The organism is Salinivibrio sp. PR919 (assembly GCF_001995355.1).
Classification (GTDB): domain Bacteria; phylum Pseudomonadota; class Gammaproteobacteria; order Enterobacterales; family Vibrionaceae; genus Salinivibrio; species Salinivibrio proteolyticus.
This window is the reverse complement of record NZ_MUFL01000071.1, coordinates 1-18,208: the sequence shown is the minus strand read 5'-3', so window position 1 is coordinate 18,208 and position 18,208 is coordinate 1. Positions and strand designations below refer to the sequence as shown.

The 18,208-nt window shown below is 49.3% G+C and carries 11 protein-coding genes and 1 pseudogene; 1 reads left to right on the top strand and 11 read right to left on the bottom strand.

Annotated elements, in window-relative coordinates; genetic code table 11:
* The 5 genes from BZG83_RS12705 to BZG83_RS12685 form a co-directional block, all read right to left on the bottom strand.
* The coding region (locus tag BZG83_RS12705) for a beta strand repeat-containing protein (RefSeq protein ID WP_198929736.1) at positions 1-4,473 on the bottom strand (4,473 nt) is incomplete at its 3' end.
* A 259-nt stretch (positions 4,474-4,732) separates the two neighbouring features.
* Positions 4,733-6,604, bottom strand: coding sequence for a PhoX family protein (locus BZG83_RS12700; RefSeq protein ID WP_077481058.1), 1,872 nt, complete (start codon positions 6,602-6,604; stop codon positions 4,733-4,735).
* Between the two features lie 226 nt (positions 6,605-6,830).
* On the bottom strand, positions 6,831-7,682 hold the full coding sequence (locus tag BZG83_RS12695; protein ID WP_077481056.1) for a lipase family protein: 852 nt from the start codon (positions 7,680-7,682) through the stop codon (positions 6,831-6,833).
* 127 nt (positions 7,683-7,809) lie between these two features.
* Positions 7,810-8,313 (bottom strand): hypothetical protein, encoded by a 504-nt coding sequence (locus BZG83_RS12690; RefSeq protein WP_077457878.1) that lies wholly within the window; start codon positions 8,311-8,313, stop codon positions 7,810-7,812.
* A gap of 144 nt (positions 8,314-8,457) precedes the next feature.
* Positions 8,458-9,222, bottom strand: a complete 765-nt coding sequence (locus tag BZG83_RS12685; RefSeq protein WP_158011490.1) for a substrate-binding periplasmic protein — start codon at positions 9,220-9,222, stop codon at positions 8,458-8,460.
* 434 nt (positions 9,223-9,656) lie between these two features.
* Between BZG83_RS12685 and BZG83_RS12680 the strand changes: the two genes are divergently transcribed.
* Complete coding sequence (locus BZG83_RS12680; protein WP_077481052.1) at positions 9,657-10,322, top strand: TetR/AcrR family transcriptional regulator; 666 nt, start codon at positions 9,657-9,659, stop codon at positions 10,320-10,322.
* 33 nt (positions 10,323-10,355) lie between these two features.
* Here the strand turns inward: BZG83_RS12680 and BZG83_RS12675 are convergent, their stop codons facing one another.
* From BZG83_RS12675 to BZG83_RS12650, 6 genes and pseudogenes are all read right to left on the bottom strand, one after another.
* Entirely contained in the window at positions 10,356-11,075 is a 720-nt protein-coding gene (locus BZG83_RS12675) for a YebC/PmpR family DNA-binding transcriptional regulator (RefSeq protein ID WP_077481050.1), read from the bottom strand.
* A gap of 152 nt (positions 11,076-11,227) precedes the next feature.
* Complete coding sequence (locus BZG83_RS12670; protein ID WP_077481048.1) at positions 11,228-13,462, bottom strand: methyl-accepting chemotaxis protein; 2,235 nt, start codon at positions 13,460-13,462, stop codon at positions 11,228-11,230.
* A gap of 193 nt (positions 13,463-13,655) precedes the next feature.
* A complete protein-coding gene (locus BZG83_RS12665; protein WP_077481046.1) occupies positions 13,656-15,185 on the bottom strand; it encodes a bifunctional GNAT family N-acetyltransferase/carbon-nitrogen hydrolase family protein in 1,530 nt (509 codons plus the stop codon).
* 32 nt (positions 15,186-15,217) lie between these two features.
* Entirely contained in the window at positions 15,218-16,480 is a 1,263-nt protein-coding gene (locus BZG83_RS12660) for a GGDEF domain-containing protein (protein WP_077481044.1), read from the bottom strand.
* A 164-nt stretch (positions 16,481-16,644) separates the two neighbouring features.
* A complete protein-coding gene (locus tag BZG83_RS12655; RefSeq protein WP_077481042.1) occupies positions 16,645-17,280 on the bottom strand; it encodes a LysE family translocator in 636 nt (211 codons plus the stop codon).
* 211 nt (positions 17,281-17,491) lie between these two features.
* Positions 17,492-18,208: pseudogene (locus tag BZG83_RS12650) on the bottom strand (aspartate kinase); the annotation flags it as partial.

The window sequence follows — 18,208 nt, the reverse complement described above, 5'->3', positions numbered from 1 at the left end:
ATCTTGCTCAGTACCATCGTTTGCGGTCAGGGTGATGGTGTCGGTGACTTGATCACCGGCATCTAAATCTTGCACCGCAGACTGATCAAGTGTGTAAGTCCAATTACCGTTAACTAGCTGGAGCGAACCGTAAGTGCCGGTTGCTGTGGTATCAGCAAAGGTCGGCGTATCGTCACCGTCGATATCACTGATCGCAATGGTACCCGTGGCAGTAACAGGCGCATCACCTTCGTCTCCTTCGGTGACTGAACCAACAAACTCACCACTCACTTCTGGCGCATCATCGGTCCCCGTAATGGTGATGACAATATCTTGTTGCGTGTTATCGCTTGCCGTCAGGGTAATGGTATCGGTGACCTGATCGCCGGCATCTAAATTCTGCACCGCAGACTGATCAAGGGTGTAGGTCCAATTACCGTTCACCAGCTCGAGCGAACCATAGTTGCCTGCCTGTGTAACATCGGCAAAGGTTGGATTATCGTCGCTATCCACATCACTGATCGCAAGGGTGCCGGTGGCAGTGACGGGTGCATCACCTTCGTTGCCTTCGGTGACCGAGCCAACAAACTCACCAGAGACTTCAGGTAAGTCGTCGGTGCCGGTAATAGTGATAACAATATCCTGTTCCGTACCATCGGATGCAGTAAGCGTGATGGTATCGGTGACCTGATCGCCGGCATCTAAATTCTGTACTGAGCTCTGATTTAGCGTGTAAGTCCAATTACCGTTCACCAGTTCTAGCGAGCCATAAGTGCCTGCCTGTGTAACATCGGCAAAGGTCGGATTGTCGTCGTCATCAACATCACTGATCGCAATCGTGCCCGTCGCAGTGACAGGCGCATCACCTTCGTTGCCTTCGGTCACTGAGCCGGTAAAGCTACCGGTGACTTCAGGTAAGTCGTCGGTGCCGGTAATGGTGATAACAATATCTTGCTCAGTACCATCGTTTGCGGTCAGGGTGATGGTGTCGGTGACTTGATCACCGGCATCTAAATCTTGCACCGCAGACTGATCAAGTGTGTAAGTCCAATTACCGTTAACTAGCTGGAGCGAACCGTAAGTGCCCGCTTCTGTAGTATTCGCAAAGGCCGGTGTATCGTCGCCATCAACATCACTGATCGCGATGGTGCCCGTGGCAGTGACAGGCGCATCGCCTTCATTGCCTTCGGTGACGGAACCGACAAAGCTACCGGTCACTTCAGGCGCATCGTCGGTGCCCGTAATAGTGATGACAATATCTTGCTCAGTACCATCGTTTGCGGTCAGGGTGATAGTGTCGGTGACTTGATCACCGGCATCTAAATCCTGCACGCTGGCTTGATCAAGGGTGTACGTCCAAGCTCCATCTACTAGCTCCAATGAGCCATAAGTGCCTGCCTGTGTAACATCGGCAAAGGTCGGATTGTCATCGCCATCGACATCACTGATCGCAAGGGTGCCGGTGGCAGTGACAGGCGCATCGCCTTCGTCACCTTCGGTGACCGAGCCGGAAAAGTTACCGGTCACTTCAGGCGCGTCTTCGCTACCTGTAATCGTGATAATAAGATCTTGCTGGGTGCCATCAGAGGCGGTGAGGGTAATGGTATCGGTGACCTGATCGCCGGCATCTAGGTTCTGCACCGCAGATTGATCAAGGGTGTAGGTCCAGTTCTCATTGACCAGCTCGAGCGAACCATAGGTGCTGGCCTCTGTGGTATCGGCAAAGGTTGGATTATCGTCGCCATCCACATCACTGATCGCAATGGTGCCGGTTGCAGTCACCGCCGCATCACCTGCGTCACCCTCGGTGACCGAGCCGGTAAAGTTACCGGTGACCTCAGGGGCATCATCGGTACCGGTAATGGTGATAACAATATCTTGCTCAGTACCATCGTTTGCAGTCAGGGTGATGGTGTCCGTCACCTGATCGCCAGCATCTAAATMTTGCACCGCAGACTGATCGAGGGTGTAAGCCCAATTGCCGTTMACCAGCTCTAGCGACCCATAAGCACCAGTCTCAGTGGTATTGGCGAAGGTAGGTGTATCGTCACCGTCGACATCACTGATCGCAAGGGTGCCGGTGGCAGTAACAGGCGCATCACCTTCATTGCCTTCGGTGACTGAACCAACAAACTCACCGGTGACTTCTGGTGCATCGTCGGTGCCCGTAATAGTGATGACAATATCTTGCTCAGTACCATCGTTTGCGGTCAGGGTGATAGTGTCGGTGACTTGATCACCGGCATCTAAATCTTGTACCGCAGACTGATCGAGGGTGTAGGTCCAGTTTTCACCGACTAGTTCCAGCGAGCCATAAGTGCCGGTTGCTGTGGTATCCGCAAAGGTCGGATTATCGCCGTCATCAATATCGCTGATCGCAATGGTGCCGGTGGCAGTGACAGGTGCATCGCCCACGTCACCTTCGGTCACTGAGCCGGWAAAGCTACCGSTSACTTCAGGSGCATCATCCGTCCCSGTAATAGTGATRACRATATCTTGCTCTGTGCCATCAGAGGCAGTCAGAGTGATGGTATCGGTGACCAGATCACCGGCATCTAAATCTTGTACCGCAGACTGATCGAGGGTGTAGGTCCAAGCGCCATCTACTAGTTCCAGCGAGCCATAAGTCCCCGCCTCAGTGGTATCCGCAAAAGTCGGATTATCGCCGTCATCAACATCACTGATCGCGATGGTGCCCGTGGCAGTGACCGCATCGCCCACGTTGCCTTCGGTCACTGAGCCAACAAACTCACCGGTGACTTCAGGCGCATCTTCGCTACCAGTAATAGTGATAACAATAGCTTGCTCAGTGCCATCAGAGGCAGTCAGGGTAATTGTATCGGTCACCTGATCGCCAGCGTCTAAGCCTTGGATAACGCTACTGTTATTATCGAGCGTATAAATCCATGTACCATTCACCAGTGATAACTCACCATACTGACCCGACACATTGCCATCGGAAAAGCTCGGGGCATTGTTACCATCTGCATCCGAAATACTGAGAGATCCTGTCGCTTCTAAAATGCTGTCTTCGACAACATCGCCAAGGGTTTGGCCGCTAATCACAGGATCATCATTTGTACCTGTGATAGTTATCGCGATCACTTGGCTGCTGCCGTCTGATGCAGTCACAGTGAAGTTATCCGAAACCGCATCGCCCTCGCTAAGAGATTGCACAGCATCGCTATCTGCGGTGTAGGTCCAGTTGCCATTAGTGAAGACGAGCTCACCATACAGGCCGGATTGCGTGCTATCGATCCACGTTGGGCTATCGTCCGGATCGGTGATCGACAAGGTACCGGAAACCGAGTCTCTGGCTACCAAACTTCCATCAGAGCCATCGATTTCACCCTCCGAGAGCGTGCCTGAGGTATCACCTGTGATGGATGCGGGATCGTCAATACGTTCCACTGCTGAGGTGAAGGTTTCAGAGGTGCTCGTTTCGCCGTCTGAGGCAGTGATTGTAAATGTCAGCGAGGCGATATCTAGTGCATCGTTATTGATTGCATCTACGCCTGCCTGAGTGAGAACAACATTATTACCCTGCAACTCGACATAGTTTTGTCCGCCATCAGTCAACGACAGAGTGAGGGTATCGTCTTCTATATCCGTCGCCGTCACAGTGCCGACGCTATCGCCAGCCGCGACCACATCCTCGGTGACCGCCGTCGCTGAAAATTGCAGCGTGGGAGCATCGTTGACGGGATTCACGGTGACCGTGATATCGGACGGCGTTTCTGCTTGGCCATCGGAAACAATGACGGTGAGATCAAGGTCACCATTGAAATTGGGCGGTGGTGTGATAACGATATTGCCAGACGCGTCTTCGTCGATTTCGACATCTGGATTACCACTGGTGATGGAAACAATAGTGAGAGTGTCACCATCTGGATCGTTGATTTGCTGCAGTATTTGATTGGGCGTCAGCACTAATGGTTGGTCTTCATCTGTGCTGAAGGTCAACGACTCGGCGCTCGGCGCTTCATTGGTCTCTGCGGCGGGGAATACCGCGTCTGCGCTTGCCAATCTTAACGCCGTTAAAGCAAAAAGCTGTTCGTCGGTAATGCCACTTTCTGGGTCAGTGATACCTTCGGTCTGTAAGCCTGCAATGATCTCGCCAATACGGCCGTTCGCTTCAATGATTGCCATGGCCGTGATTGCAGAACCTGAAGCCGCCGCACCGGCTGCGGTGGCGGCATCTTCAATGGCATTGGGATCTTCACCGCGTTGGATGGCTTCAATGATTTCAAGTACATCCTCAGGTAAATCTTGTACCAGTGTATCGTCTTCACCTTCGCCGACAAGCAAGGCAGACAATGCAAGGTTTGCATCGACACCATTCTCAAGGCGTACAGAGGCAGGCTCGTTACCTACCGCGGTGACGAGCTCTCCCGTCGAAACCGTTTGATTGGCCTCTATCTGACGTACTTGGCCATCAGGCTGAACGGCAGCAACCGTTCCTTGTGTCTCGGTGACTTGTGTCTCTGTCGCCATGCTGTCGGCTCCTTCGGTAACTGCATTGTGCCAACGCGTTGTTTTTGAATGAGTTACATTCTTTTATCAACCTGTTAGGTGCAGTTTGGCGCATTATCGATACATATACCCTCTGTAAATATAGTTGATAGTTTGCAGATAAGTGCAACATTTGCGCGCTTGTCATAGTCGCGCATAGTAAAAAGCCCTCGTCATGACAAGGGCTGAATGGCGTTGGTTAGGTAGCGCGCGAACGTGAATGTGTCGCGGCGGAGCGCTGTTAGGTTCCGATCACGCCACCGTCGTCTTTAGTGATCATGATCACTGAAGAGCGGGGAATGGCATCACCCCCAGCAGGAAAGTGAGCGCCTGGATGTTGCACGCCCACAAACATAGTGCGTGAGTCAGGGGTAAAGGTTAGTCCCGTGATCTCACATGACGTTGGCCCGGTAAGGAAGCGGCGAATTTCTCCTGTTTGCGTGTCGGCACACAGCATTTGGTTATTGCCCATGCCAGCGAAGTCTCCYTCGTTGGAGTAATCACCGTCGGTTTGAATCCAAAGACGACCGGCACGATCAAAGCCGATACCATCCGGGCTGTTAAACATGTTGTTTTTGTTGATGTTATCGGTACCCGCCATTAACCCAGATTGCTTCTCAGGGTGGCCAGCCATCACGAAGATGTCCCACTCAAAGGTCGTCTGAGTATGATCGCCTTGGGTCGGCGCCCAGCGAATAATATGGCCATACGGGTTTTTGGTGCGTGGGTTGGCGGCATTTAATGGTTGGTTGTCTTTCACACCACGGTACTTGTTATTGGTGAGGGTGCAAAAAACATGCTTGTTGTCGGCGTGCACGGCGACCCACTCTGGGCGATCCATGGTAGTGGCACCGACTTGTGTCGCGGCTTCGCGGGCAAAAATGAGCACGCTGGCTTGGTCAGGAAAACCGTTTTCAGGGGTTAGGCCATTTTTACCAAAAGTGAGCTCTAACCACTCCCCGTGGCCTTTTAGCTTATCGTCGCTGCCAGTAAATTTCGCGACATACAAGGTGCCATTTTCGAGCAAATCGCGATTAGCGCTACCTTTACTTGGATCGTATTTTCCCTCAGAGACAAATTTGTACAGGTGCTCGCCACGTTCATCATCGCCCATATACACGACAACATGACCATCATCATTGACTGTTAGTGCGGCATTTTCGTGCTTAAAGCGGCCCAGTGCGCTGCGCTTTTTCGGGGTCGAATTGGGGTCCATAGGGTCAATTTCGACCACCCAGCCGAAGCGATGGGGCTCATTGGGGTGCTTGGCGACATCAAAGCGTTCGTCGTGTTTATACCAGTCGTACCCCCAATCGGTATCGCTGATGCCGTAGCGTTGATAGGTTTTGCCTAAGGTCACGGTTTTTTCGCTGGCGAAATAGCCATTAAAGTTTTCTTCGCAAGTGAGATAAGTGCCCCAAGGCGTTTCGCCGTTGGCACAATTATTAAAGGTGCCGAGGATCTTTTTACCCGAGGGATCAGCTGCGGTTTTAAGCAGTGAATGGCCGGCGGCTGGGCCTGTCATTGCCATCTCCGTATATGCGGTAATACGACGGTTTAAGCGACCTTGCGGGTTGATTGTCCAGCGACCATCGACTTTCTTGAGTTCAACCAAAGAGACGCCATGCGCCGCTTGTGATTTACGCGCATCATCGGCTGAGATGTTTTTACCGCCGTGCGTAAACAGAAACTCATCGTTGATGTACTCGTTATTGACGGCGAGTAAGGCGCGATCATTGGCGAGAGGGAAAAATGTCATGCCATCATTATTGTCACCAAACTGTTGTGCTTGGGCGCTGGCATCGTTTTGCTGCGAAAAGGCGGGGGCATTGGCAAAGATAGGATCGCCCCATGATACCAGTACCTCCGCTTTGTATCCTTCGGGCACAGTGACGGTGTCAGCCGTCGAGGTTGGGATGGCTTTAAAACCGAGTAATTCACTTTTACTCAAGCTGCCAGCCACAGCCTTTGCAACTGGGTTAGCGGCGAAAAAAGCTACGGTACTTGCCGCGCCTGCGCCTTGTAAAAAGCGGCGACGGCTCACGGCGGCGTCAATAAAACGGTTGAATTCGGGCTCTGCATCCAGCGGACGCTGATCAATATGCTTGCTCACGACATGACTTCCTTTCTGTTCGTTATCGTATTTATGGGTTTAGTGATAGCGAGGCTCTACGCCACCGGGCGCAAAGTTGGTCGAGAGTCTGGCGAGTCAATATTAAATCGAGGTGACTGTTGAGTGACAGTCTTGGGACACGAAAGTGGGCCGTTAACCCGATCACAGATTGGTTTGGATAAATGGCATTTAGTGACAACGTCACGTATTGGCTGTCACGAAACGATCAGTGTTGATCAAAATAGTCTTTGCGTCGGATATATTTGTCCATGTAGTGATAAGCAATCGGACGGGTTAGCCAGCTGAACAAGACGCGTAGTACTCGAATGACGGAAGGTGTGTCGGTGTAGATCTTGTTCTCATGTAGCCAAAGCAGGCGTCCGACATGCCAATACAGCATGGGAATACCAGGCAAAAATGTAATGATGTCGACATCACAACAAATACGGTAGGTTTTGGTGTGAAAAGGATAATATCGCTTAAAACGCCACATACCGGCAGCCGGCTGGCCAAAGGTGACGATGCGCTTGATTGCCTGTCCCATGGAGGGATAAAGCATTGCGGCGGCAATGACGGCCATTGCGCCTCCCGATGAGTGGCCAATAAAGGAGACCTTTTTGTTGGCTTGGAGCAGCGGCGCGAGTGCTGCCTCTAGCTTATCCAGCACTGTGTTGCCGGCCAGTGAACAGGTGTCGGCAGCTTGCGCTACATCCGCAAACTGGCTTGTGGTCATGAATTGATAGCGGCGCTTGTGCTGTTGCCACGGTAAGCTTTTTTGAGTGAGGAGATAATGAAATCCCCAGTGCACAAAACACCTAACATTGCCCATTCGTATCTGCTTAGGTCCACACGCGCAATTAACCAGCCAGTCCCACGCGGTTTGTGAGCCGCGAAATACCACCACCACGTCGTCATCATCGCGCCAGAGCACGCGAATAATGCACCGTCCCCAGCGATCATAGATATCCCTTCGTCCATTTGGGCTAAATCCATAATGGGTATGATCAAAATAGCTCGGATAGGACGCGCGGCATAAAATGGCATAACGCTCGTATTGATATCGCTTTAATCGTTTCACAGTCGCCCAATTAATTGCCTATTTGGAACGAGGTTACGCAACTAAGGTGACGAAAAAACGAAACTATCGTAACGAATGAGTGGGAGAGCGTCAGCGTGAACACACTGACGCAAGGCGCCAAGTTTAACTAGTCGTAGCTCGCGAGAAATGGCTCTAAATGGGTGTCGTAGGTCAGAGCTTGAATGGGACCTCGATGCGTGAGGATCCACTCCGCATTGGTGCAATTGCCAATACCGATAACCACTTGCACGAGTAAACGCAGGTCTTTTAGCCAACGCTGGGTTTGCTCGTGGCTCCAATCGTCACGGTAGTGAGCCATGTGATACTCCACCCACCAGTAAGCGCCTCGAATAAAGGCCTTCATGATGGATTCTGCTGCCAAGATCTGCTCCGCACTGCCCGAAAAATCAAAATCCGGAGAGATAGGATGGCCTTGTGTAAACGCGACATAGTTGCGGCAGTGCCGAAATAATGCCAATTGTAAGCCTGCCGCAGAATCATAATGGGTTAAAGGCAAAGTTGTCACTGGAAGGTGTTTGACGGACTTACGGAATAGGGCGACAGTACGTTTCCCTGGCATCAAATGCTCAATCGCGTAAAACAGGTCCAGACTAATCAGTTGGTTACTCAAGGGGCTCCTTCGCGATATCTATCCATGTTGTTGGGCACWGTCAGAAAGCTGGTCGCTTTTTCAACCAGCATCTTGAAGGACTACGAGTATACAACACCCGAGCGTGAAATGAAGTGGGAATACAGATAGATGGCGATAAACTCGTTACTCGAGTCCGTAGCTGGCTTTTAATGCATCGACATCCTCTTTGTGATCAACTAAAAACCGATTAAATTCGGCAATCACCTCGGGATACTTGATGGTTGAAAGATGACGAGTGCCCTTGCTGTGCGGCAGAGTATCGTCAAACCGTACCGAGCCTTTTTGAAACCCCATCTGCTCGAGGTAAAATTGTGCAACGGCAACGTTTGCGTACCCGCCATCAACGCGACCGCTCACTACTTTCATCAACAGTGAGTCGTATTTGTAACATTCATCGACCTGAATTTGACCGGCGCTGATCCGAGATTGGTAGGGATAAGGCGTAAACCCTGCCACAACACCTAGGTATTTAAGTTGGTTAAGAGACTGCCCATAGTTGTCATCAATCACCATGACGCCATCAATATAGTTGACGACAGGCTCGCTGTAGAAAATTTTCGACTTACGCTTGATTTCTGGGCTCCACTTTGGGCTATCGGGATATTTAAAATCGACGGCCCCGTCGACAAAACGATGATACAAGCGCTTTAAAGGAAGAGGCTTGTAGATAAAACGGTAATTCTGGGTTTTGGCAAACATATCGAGCAATTCCCGATTGAAGCCAGAGTAATTACGGTTTGCATAGGAAGAGTACGGATAATACTGCGAGAAGTTTTGCACGCCAATCACGTAGGTGGGATTCGCGTGTACAGGAAGTGTAGCGAGTATTGTCAGTAGTAAACACCATTGCCATTTCATTCTTACGTCACCGACTTGTTGCACTATCACTATTGTAGACCTTGGCTCCAGAAGTGTCTGTGGATGGCATCGTATTCGCGTGTATATCAAATTGTTAAATCCGATCAGCATCATCTTTCATTGCCTTAACAATCGATATGTCGCCACCCAATGTAGATACCATTGCTGTTGTTTAATGCGATCTCAGCTCCTTTCCTCATTCTGAAAGTCTTTCTTGTCATCCTGTTATTTAACTACAGGTTAGCCCTGTTGGCGATCAATGTGTGTTATTCCTCTCGCTAACCCGCGTTTTATCTGAGTGTTATGCGTAATGTGTCACCGAACAATGATCGTCTAGAAACGGGCTCGGAGGCTGTTTTTGATCACCTAACTGACTGATCTGTCCTTAATGCTATAACTTTCAATTACTTCCAAATCGTCCACCAAGATCTGTCGAAAAAACATTCGGTTACTGGTCACATTTTATGCAAATAAAGTTGAATGAACATTCGGTATGTTTTATTTTTTCAACTAGTCTTTCATTTTTTGATCAAATAACGATGAATAAGAACGAAATTGCTTCTCAGGCGATGCGGCAAAGAATTCTCTCGACGACTTTAGAAATTGTTGGAAATGAGGGGCTTGCAGCATTAACTGCAACAAAGTTAGGTAAGAAGGCGGGGATCAGCAAAGGGGCGCTTTATCATCATTTTGATAATCTAGATGCGGTAAAACACGCTGCGGTAGATGAGTTGATTTCAATGTTTCTCGCGGTGGCAGAGCCCGCGAATTTTGATGATTTTGAGAGCTATCTAGAAGTGACGGGTGATACCTTGTATCTCACCATGAAATGCGAACCTTATGCGATGAAAGCCATGTACAGTTTCACCGCGCAAGCGTTATTTGACGATCAGTTCAGAGCGTCAATACAGCGTTTTTCTCAGCATGGACTCGCAGAGTACACTCGGGCGATAGATTACTTCTATCAAGGCAAAATTCCTCAGCACCAAATTGATACTGCAATCCGTGTTGTCGATGCCTTTTTTCTAGGGGTTGGCTTGCAAAGCTATTTATTGCAGGGGGAAGATAAGTTCCGGCAAAACTGGGCGTTGTTCTCTCAAATGCTGCTCAAGCAACTTGGTGAGAAATAAGGCGCCTTTGCAAAGGCGCCTTGAGTGAACGGCTTAAACGAGCTCAGCATTGTGATAAACGTTTTGTACGTCATCACAGTCGTTTAGCATATCGAGGAACTTTTCAAAACGTTCAACGTCATCGCCACTGACTTCTGTATTGGTCTGAGGAACAAAGGTAATCTCTTCCAAGTCCAGAGGCGTATCACCAAGGTGATCGCTGAGTGCGTTTTTCACTTTGAAAAACTCTGTATGCGGCGCAAATACGGTGATCACACCATCTTCTGCTTCAATATCGGTCACGTCGACATCTGCCATTACTAGCGCTTCGAGAACGCCTTCTTCATCGTCGCCCGCAAACTGAAATACCGCTTGATGCTCAAACATGTGTGACACGGCGCCCGGTGAGCCAATCTTGGCATCATTCTTCACAAAGCATTGGCGCACGTCCATATAGGTACGATTGTTGTTATCAGTAAGACAGTCGACGATAACGGCACAATTGCCAGGACCAAATCCTTCGTAGCGAGCTACTTCATAGTTTTCGCCGCCACCACCATTGGCTTTATCAATGGCTTTATCGATCACATGGCCAGGTACTTGGTCTTTTTTCGCTTTTTCAATCAAACGGCGCAGTGAAAGGTTGCTATCTGGATCACTACCGCCATTTTTGGCGCACACGTAAATCTCTTTACCGTACTTTGAATACACTTTGATTTTTGCGCCCTGGGTTTTGGCCATCGACGCTTTACGAACTTCAAAACTACGTCCCATTCGGAATCTCTCTYGTTACGCTTACGCAGAAATGCGGTGATTCTATCAAGATAGCCATTCTATGTGCTAGCGAATGTTGAGAGTTTGCGCGAGGTCAGGCGATTGTTTGGGAGAAGAGAGGTACTCGGCACATAAGGTGCCGAGCGTGAGCGTTAGGCAAGTTTGCCTTGACAATGAAATCTACTGGTGTGGCCTTTGAGTACTTGAGAAAGGGCACTCAAGTCTTGCGTCGCTTGCGTGATTTGGTCCATGGCTTGACGGTTTTCACCGGTCATGGTGTTAATTTCCTCGAGGTTTTGGTTGATCTCCGTCGCGACCAAGGATTSCTCTTCAGAGGCACTTGCCATCTGCAGTGACATATCCGCGATCTCTTCGACGGCCATCACTGCTTGTTTTAGCGATGCAATGCTGGACTCTGCCCGTTCTGAGACATTGCCCGCAGCATCAGCACTGTCGACCATTGCTTGCGTTGTATCGCTGGAATCGCGTTGCAAGTTTTCAATCAATTGGGCAATTTCACCCGTCGCGTCTTGTGTGCTTTGCGCGAGGGTTCTCACTTCGTCGGCAACCACAGCAAATCCGCGTCCTTGCTCACCCGCGCGAGCCGCTTCAATGGCCGCATTAAGCGCGAGTAGATTCGTTTGATCGGCAATTTGTCCAATGGTTTGTAAAATGCCTGAGATGTCTTCTGCACTGCGGACTAAAGAGTCAGACTTGGTGCGCGCACTTTGTAATCGCGCGACTAAGTCACGCATAGAGTCGACGGCGAGTGAGACTTGACTGTCACCATCGTGGATCATCTCACGAGCTTTTTCTGCGGCATCGGCCGTGGAAGAGGTGCTTGATGAGATTTGATTGGCGGTCGCGGTCATCTGCTCCATTGCTGCCGCAACCTGTTCTGTGCGTGCATTTTGCGCTTCAAAGTTGGTCAAGGTTTCAACGGTTGACGCTGACAGTTGTTCTGCCGCTGCGGCTTGTTGGCTGGTAGCACCGATAATGTCACACACCATGGCGGTGAGATTTTTAGTCATTTCTCGCATTGAGCGATAAACCCCAGTCGCGTTCGGATCTTGATTAAAGGAGACGGTGAGATCGCCATCGGCAATGGTTTGCACGATTTTTTCCATTTCTTCAGGCTCCCCGCCAATCGGGCGGGTAATTTTGCGAGCAAAGATAATGGCAGTCGCAACGATACCCATCACGGCAATCACAAAAATGACTGCGACAGAAAGTTCGAGAGCGTTTAACGCAGCAAAGGCTTCTTTAACGTCCATTTCTGCAATGATCGCCCAGGTTAGCCCTCCAGCGGTCACCGGCGCATAGGCGGATAAAACAGGATTACCGTTATAATCGCTAATGATATCAATGCCTTTTTCGCCGTTAATCGCGCGCTGGACGGCTTGAGTATTGACTGCCCCTTCAGCGGGGTTCATAAACGAAGCGAACACGGTGCGGTGTTGTGGGTCTAGAAATGAGTTGGAGCGCATTAAGCCGTCGCTGCCCACCAGGTAGGTCTCACCGGTTTGGCCTAAGCCATCACGCTCGGTCATGATTTCGCTCAATCGATCAATGGGGAATTGGTACGCTAACACACCCAGTAACTGATTATTACGGTAGACAGGCGAGGCCATAAATCCTGCGGGTGCATTGGCGGATGCGGAGTAGGGCGAGAAATCGATAATCACGGCATCGCCATCGGCTAGCTGACGGCCTTGTTTAAATGCCTCAGCAAGCCCTGAGCGTTGAAAAGGCCCAGTAAGTAGCGAAGTACCAAAGTCGACCTCTTTTGACACGGAGTAAACCACCGTGCCTCGCTGCGCTTCAATTAAGAAAATATCGTAATAGCCAAATTTCGCTTGGACGTCTCTTAAAAAGGGGTGGATAGCTTGATGAGCGCGATCGTAAGCGGGCAATTGGCGACTGGTTTGGTAATTCCCTTTTTCGCCGACGGGACTGGGATTATTCACCAAATACGCGTTTTGCAGAGCAATAGTTTGTGGAGAAAGCTGTGCGACGAGCTCCTGTGCACTCGGTAAGCCAGTGTTGCCAGTCGCTTGTAACTTACTGGTTAGGTTCTGCTGATAATAGCCGACTAACGACGATGACGCGGCGTTTTCTGGGCGGGCTAAATTGGTAAAGGCCTGAGTCATGGAAGCCATGGCATCAGCGATAGAAGGGATTTCCGCAGTGGTAATGATCTGCCCTTCTGCGGTTTTAAAATAACGCTCCACCGCGGACTTTTTCACCTCTCGCAGTGCTTCTAACTGGTTAAACGTTTGGGTCTCGAGCGAGGAAGATGCCGTATTAAGCGACAGCAATGTGATCACCAACGCAGGCACGATGCCCACGCCAAGCAAGCTGACGAGCATTCTATGTTTGAGCTTCATGGCCTTTCACCTCAATGATTAATTAGCCGACTGGATAGATAAACCGAATTGGTTGCTTTTTAATCAATGGTAGTTAGTGATTGGCAGGGGTGTCGTAAAAAATGGGCGTTTGTTGTATTATTTTTTGTTCGTAGTGTGAGAAAGGCCAATAAATAGAAGTGATTTGCCCCGCAATTTACGGGGCAAAACGCCTTTACTCCTGACTCAGGTGATTGGCATACAGTTTTGGGCGACGATGTTTGAGGTTGGTGACTGAACCTCGTTCGTGCAGCATTTTTAGTTTGTCTAAATCGACATCCGCAAAGATCATCATCTCTGTATTGGCATTCGCCTCGGCGAGTGTGGCATCGTGGGGGAAATAGACATCAGACGGTGAGAATACCGCTGACTCGGCATACTGAATGTCGACGTTATCCACTCTAGGGAGGTTGCCTACGCTGCCTCCAATGGCGACATAGCATTCGTTTTCAATCGCGCGCGCTTGAGCGCAGAGACGAACGCGTAGATAGCCGTTTTTGGTGTCGGTCCAGAAGGGAACAAAGAGGATTTGCACTTCTTGCTCTGCGAGGATGCGTCCCAGTTCAGGGAATTCGACATCATAACAGATGAGGATCCCCACACGCCCGGCATCGGTTTCAATGACTTTGACGGTTTCGCCGCCATCAATCACCCAGTCTCGCTGTTCATGCGGCGTGATATGTATTTTGTATTGCTCATCGATGCTGCCGTCTCGATGCATCAGGTATGACACGTTGTACAACTTTTCATCTTCTAATACAGGCATACTGCCTGCAATGATATTGATGTTGTAAGTAACGGCGAGTTGAGAGAAGCGTTGTTTAATTGTCTGTGTGAATTCACTTAAAAAACGGATTGCTTCTACAGAGCCTTTTTCTGGGGCAAGCCCCATCAAAGGCGCACAGAAAAACTCAGGGAATAGGGCAAAGTCCGATTGATAATTCGATAGCGATGAGACAAAAAACTCCGCTTGATTGAGCAGGTCATCGACGGAGAGTACATGACGCATTTGCCATTGAACCACCCCAATACGAACAATAGTCTTCTCWATATCGTGGACGGATGAGGCATCTTCTTCATAAAAGAAATTATCCCACTCTAATAGGGTGGCATAGCCTGCGGATTTACCATCCTCTGGAAGGTATCGGTTCATCAAACGTTTCACATCAAAATCATTTGACAGCTGAAACGACAAAATCGGATCGTGGATTTCTTTACGACGTACTTTATTGATGTATTCGGTGACGGTCAGATCATTATGCTTGTGATAACCAGGGATCCGCCCACCGGCAAGAATGGCTTTGAGGTTAAGCGCTTGGCAGAGATCTTTACGTGCTTCGTAAAGCCGACGCCCCAAGCGGTGACCACGATAATCAGGGTGGACAAAAACATCGAGGCCGTAGAGCGCATCCCCTTTGGCATCATGAAATACCACCCCATCATCGGTGATGATATCCGCGTAAGTATGAGGAAGAGAAAAACGGTTATAAGCCACTTTTAGCGTGAGTGCCGCGGCGACAATCTTACCATTGTCTTCAATACAGATTTGTCCATCCGGAAACGCGGTCACCAATTGCATGATAGTGCTTTTGGGCCATGCGCCGCCAACATCGGGAAAAACGAGATCCATCAGTTCTGCAAGTGGCTGGTAATCACCTACCTCTATCACACGCAAGTTCAGCAGCGTGTCGGCATTTTCGTCCATTACATGATCTCCTTAGGATGTCTGACTCCCCATTATGTCAAAGATTGTCGTGTGAGATAACGTTTAGGGAGATCTGTGTTCGACTCTTCGCAAGGCATTGGGGCTGTGACTCGCATGGGCGCAACACTTGAGGGTGCCGCGTGATGCTCGGTGAGTGCAAATTCAATTCGATTCCGGCCCCGTGCTTTTGCCTCATAAAGCGCGCCATCGGCACATTCGAATAGCTGATTGATTGTTAAAGGCTGATGTCGGCGATGGATGGCGACACCGATACTGACAGTAAAGCGAATGATATGTCCTTGTTCTGTCCTGACTTGGCAGGCTTCAATTTGTCGGCGAAGCTGCAATGCGATCTGCTGTACGCGTTTGACTGAATCACCATTCAATAACAGGATAAATTCTTCTCCGCCTGTTCTCGCACACAAGGCGCTTTCTTGTTGCGCGATGTGCTGTAAATGTTGGCTAAAGGCGATCAGGACTTGGTCACCGGCGAGATGGCCATATACGTCGTTAATACTTTTAAAGTTATCCAAGTCAGCTAATAACAAGGCGTGAGCGGTATCGTCTTCAAGACGTTGGGTAGTTTGGGTCACAAAGGCACGGCGATTGGGAAGTTGAGTGAGCGTGTCTTGCATAGCAAGTTGGCACAAGGTGTATTCGAGGCGCTCGAAGCAAAGATAAATAAAGGTCACAAATTTGACGAACTCGGCCATCAAAATCATGTAATAGATGAATATATAGCGATGGGATAAAGTGGTTTCGTTGAACGGAATATCAAATGCAAACTGGATGCGCAGGCCATATAGAATCAGTAGGATAGAAACGATACTGGTATACAAACGATAGCCAGTGCGTGTGCGATAGTGGCTTTTGAGCAGTATACGAAGCACCATCAGGTGCATAACCGCATAGAATAGGCAATAAAAACTGATGCGTATCGCAAGGGGCGCATCATTGACAAGGAGTAATGAGTATATCCCGACAGCCATTGTGAACAGCAACCCGCCGACACGCCACCTAGGTGGCTGTTTTTCGAGTGACTGGGTTCCCCACCAGATGAAAACTTGGGCACTCATTGCCGCAGTGGTACCGAGCCAAACAAGCCCTGATATCTCTGTGCTATTGCCGAGGTTATATACGGACGTGCCTGCGGAGATCAACAAGCACGCTACGCCCCAAAGCTTAATATCTCTGTGTTGATTAAACTGCCAACCAATCAATAAAACAGCGACCGTTAGCAACCAAAATATACTGATGCAGGCTAGTGTTAGCGTGGGTAAATGAAGGTCAAACACGTACTCGAATCCATCCGATACAACAGCCTAAACTCGTGATGCTAGGCAAGGAAAGCCCGCACGTTGAAGGCGAGCTTACGTACAATATACCAGACAATGAGGGAAAGTTTTATGGCACCACGAGGGTTCGGTGGTTTTTTATTCAATGTCTTTTCGACAAACCACTAAATACTATTCTGTTGTAAAAATAGCCAAATAGCGAGAGTCGCAAAAATGATTGCCATCATTTTATGCTGGTATTGCTGAACGCTAGGACGTGTGAATAAAGCGGTACCTAGACGGCCAACTATCACGACAAGTAAGACATTGAATACCAACCCGAGAATATTGAGCAATAGGCCCAGACTCAATAACTGCATACCTGAGGATGCTTGGATTTGTTGCGAGATGAACTGAGGTAAAAACAGAACAAAAAAGAGTAGAGCCTTGGGGTTGAGTAAGTTCGTCATGACCGCACGTTTGTATAGGTGTCTGCCCATCTTTTGACGATGCGCAAGCGTCTCACTATCCGCTGGCGAAGCTCGCCATGTGTCTATGCTCATTTTAAGTAGATAAGCAGCGCCTACGTACTTTAAAACAGTGAGCGCCATAGGCGACATTGCAATCATCGCCGACACGCCAGTAGCAGCCAAGAGGGTCAGAATCAATCCGGATGTCGCATTCCCTAAACTTGCTGCAAACCCGACTCGCTTTCCATAACTAAGACTTGCACTAATGATCAGTAGCATGTCTGGACCGGGGATAAGAAGTAGTGCCACAACGGCCGTTAAATAAACAGGGAGCAAGGTTGGATCAATCATAGAATGCGCGTATCACTGACAAAATAAAACGCGGCATTTTACCCGGTTAAGCAAAAGGATCAACGGAACTTATCTATTGTGATAATCATTAGTACTAAGCTTAGTGTAAACAGGAGTGGAAAATTAATTTGATAAGAATAAAAAACGCCTCTCGAAAGAGGCGTTTAATGGTAGAAAAATTGACTGAGCAATTAATCTCTTAGCGCTGCGGTTACGCGGCTTTGATGGTCGGCTTTGGGGCCGGCTTTTCAATAAAGCATGCGTGTAGTGCGCAAATTGCCGCATGATAGAATTTATCCAACACCACGTACTGTACATCCACGTCACGCATAGAGGAGTGCGCAGCTTTTGGATTAATCTCTGCGTCCAGCAGTGCAAGCATACCTCGGCTCATGGTCTGGTTGGAATCAATACGGCTACCAATAACCGAAATTAACGCAACCATCTCGCCGGTGATCTTCGCTTTAGGATACAGCTTCTCAACGCGATTAATCACTTTGTCTTGGCTAGCGGTCTTACCATCCAAATAGTAAGTGATTGAGTTGGCGTTCATCTCTTTACTGATTAGCTGAACGTTCTCCTCACGAATGATTTCCATCACGTCATAGCTGACGCGGTCGACATGGCCAACCATTGATTGATCAAAGATATGCAGTGCTAGCACTTTATCACGACCTGCAATGATCTCGATTTCATTGTCTTTCGGGCGATATTTGTGGGAAATCACCGTACCTGGATGATCGGGTTCGAAGGTATTTTTCACCACCAGTTCGATGCCAACTGCACGCATTCCCGATGCGGCATTAGGGTGAATCGCTTCCATCCCCAAGTTGGCAAGCTGATCAGCCACGTCGTAGTTGCTCAAGCCCATCGGCTGGACGGTTCTGGACCGACGATACGCGGGTCAGCACTGCTTAATGATACTCTT

What these genes read in the sequence shown, in the direction of transcription:
- BZG83_RS12680 (WP_077481052.1), top strand. Translation starts at nt 9,657, where the DNA reads ATGCAAATAAAGTTGAATGAACATTCGGTATGTTTTATTTTTTCAACT.
- BZG83_RS12675 (WP_077481050.1), bottom strand. Translation starts at nt 11,075, where the DNA reads ATGGGACGTAGTTTTGAAGTTCGTAAAGCGTCGATGGCCAAAACCCAG.
- BZG83_RS12655 (WP_077481042.1), bottom strand. Translation starts at nt 17,280, where the DNA reads ATGATTGATCCAACCTTGCTCCCTGTTTATTTAACGGCCGTTGTGGCA.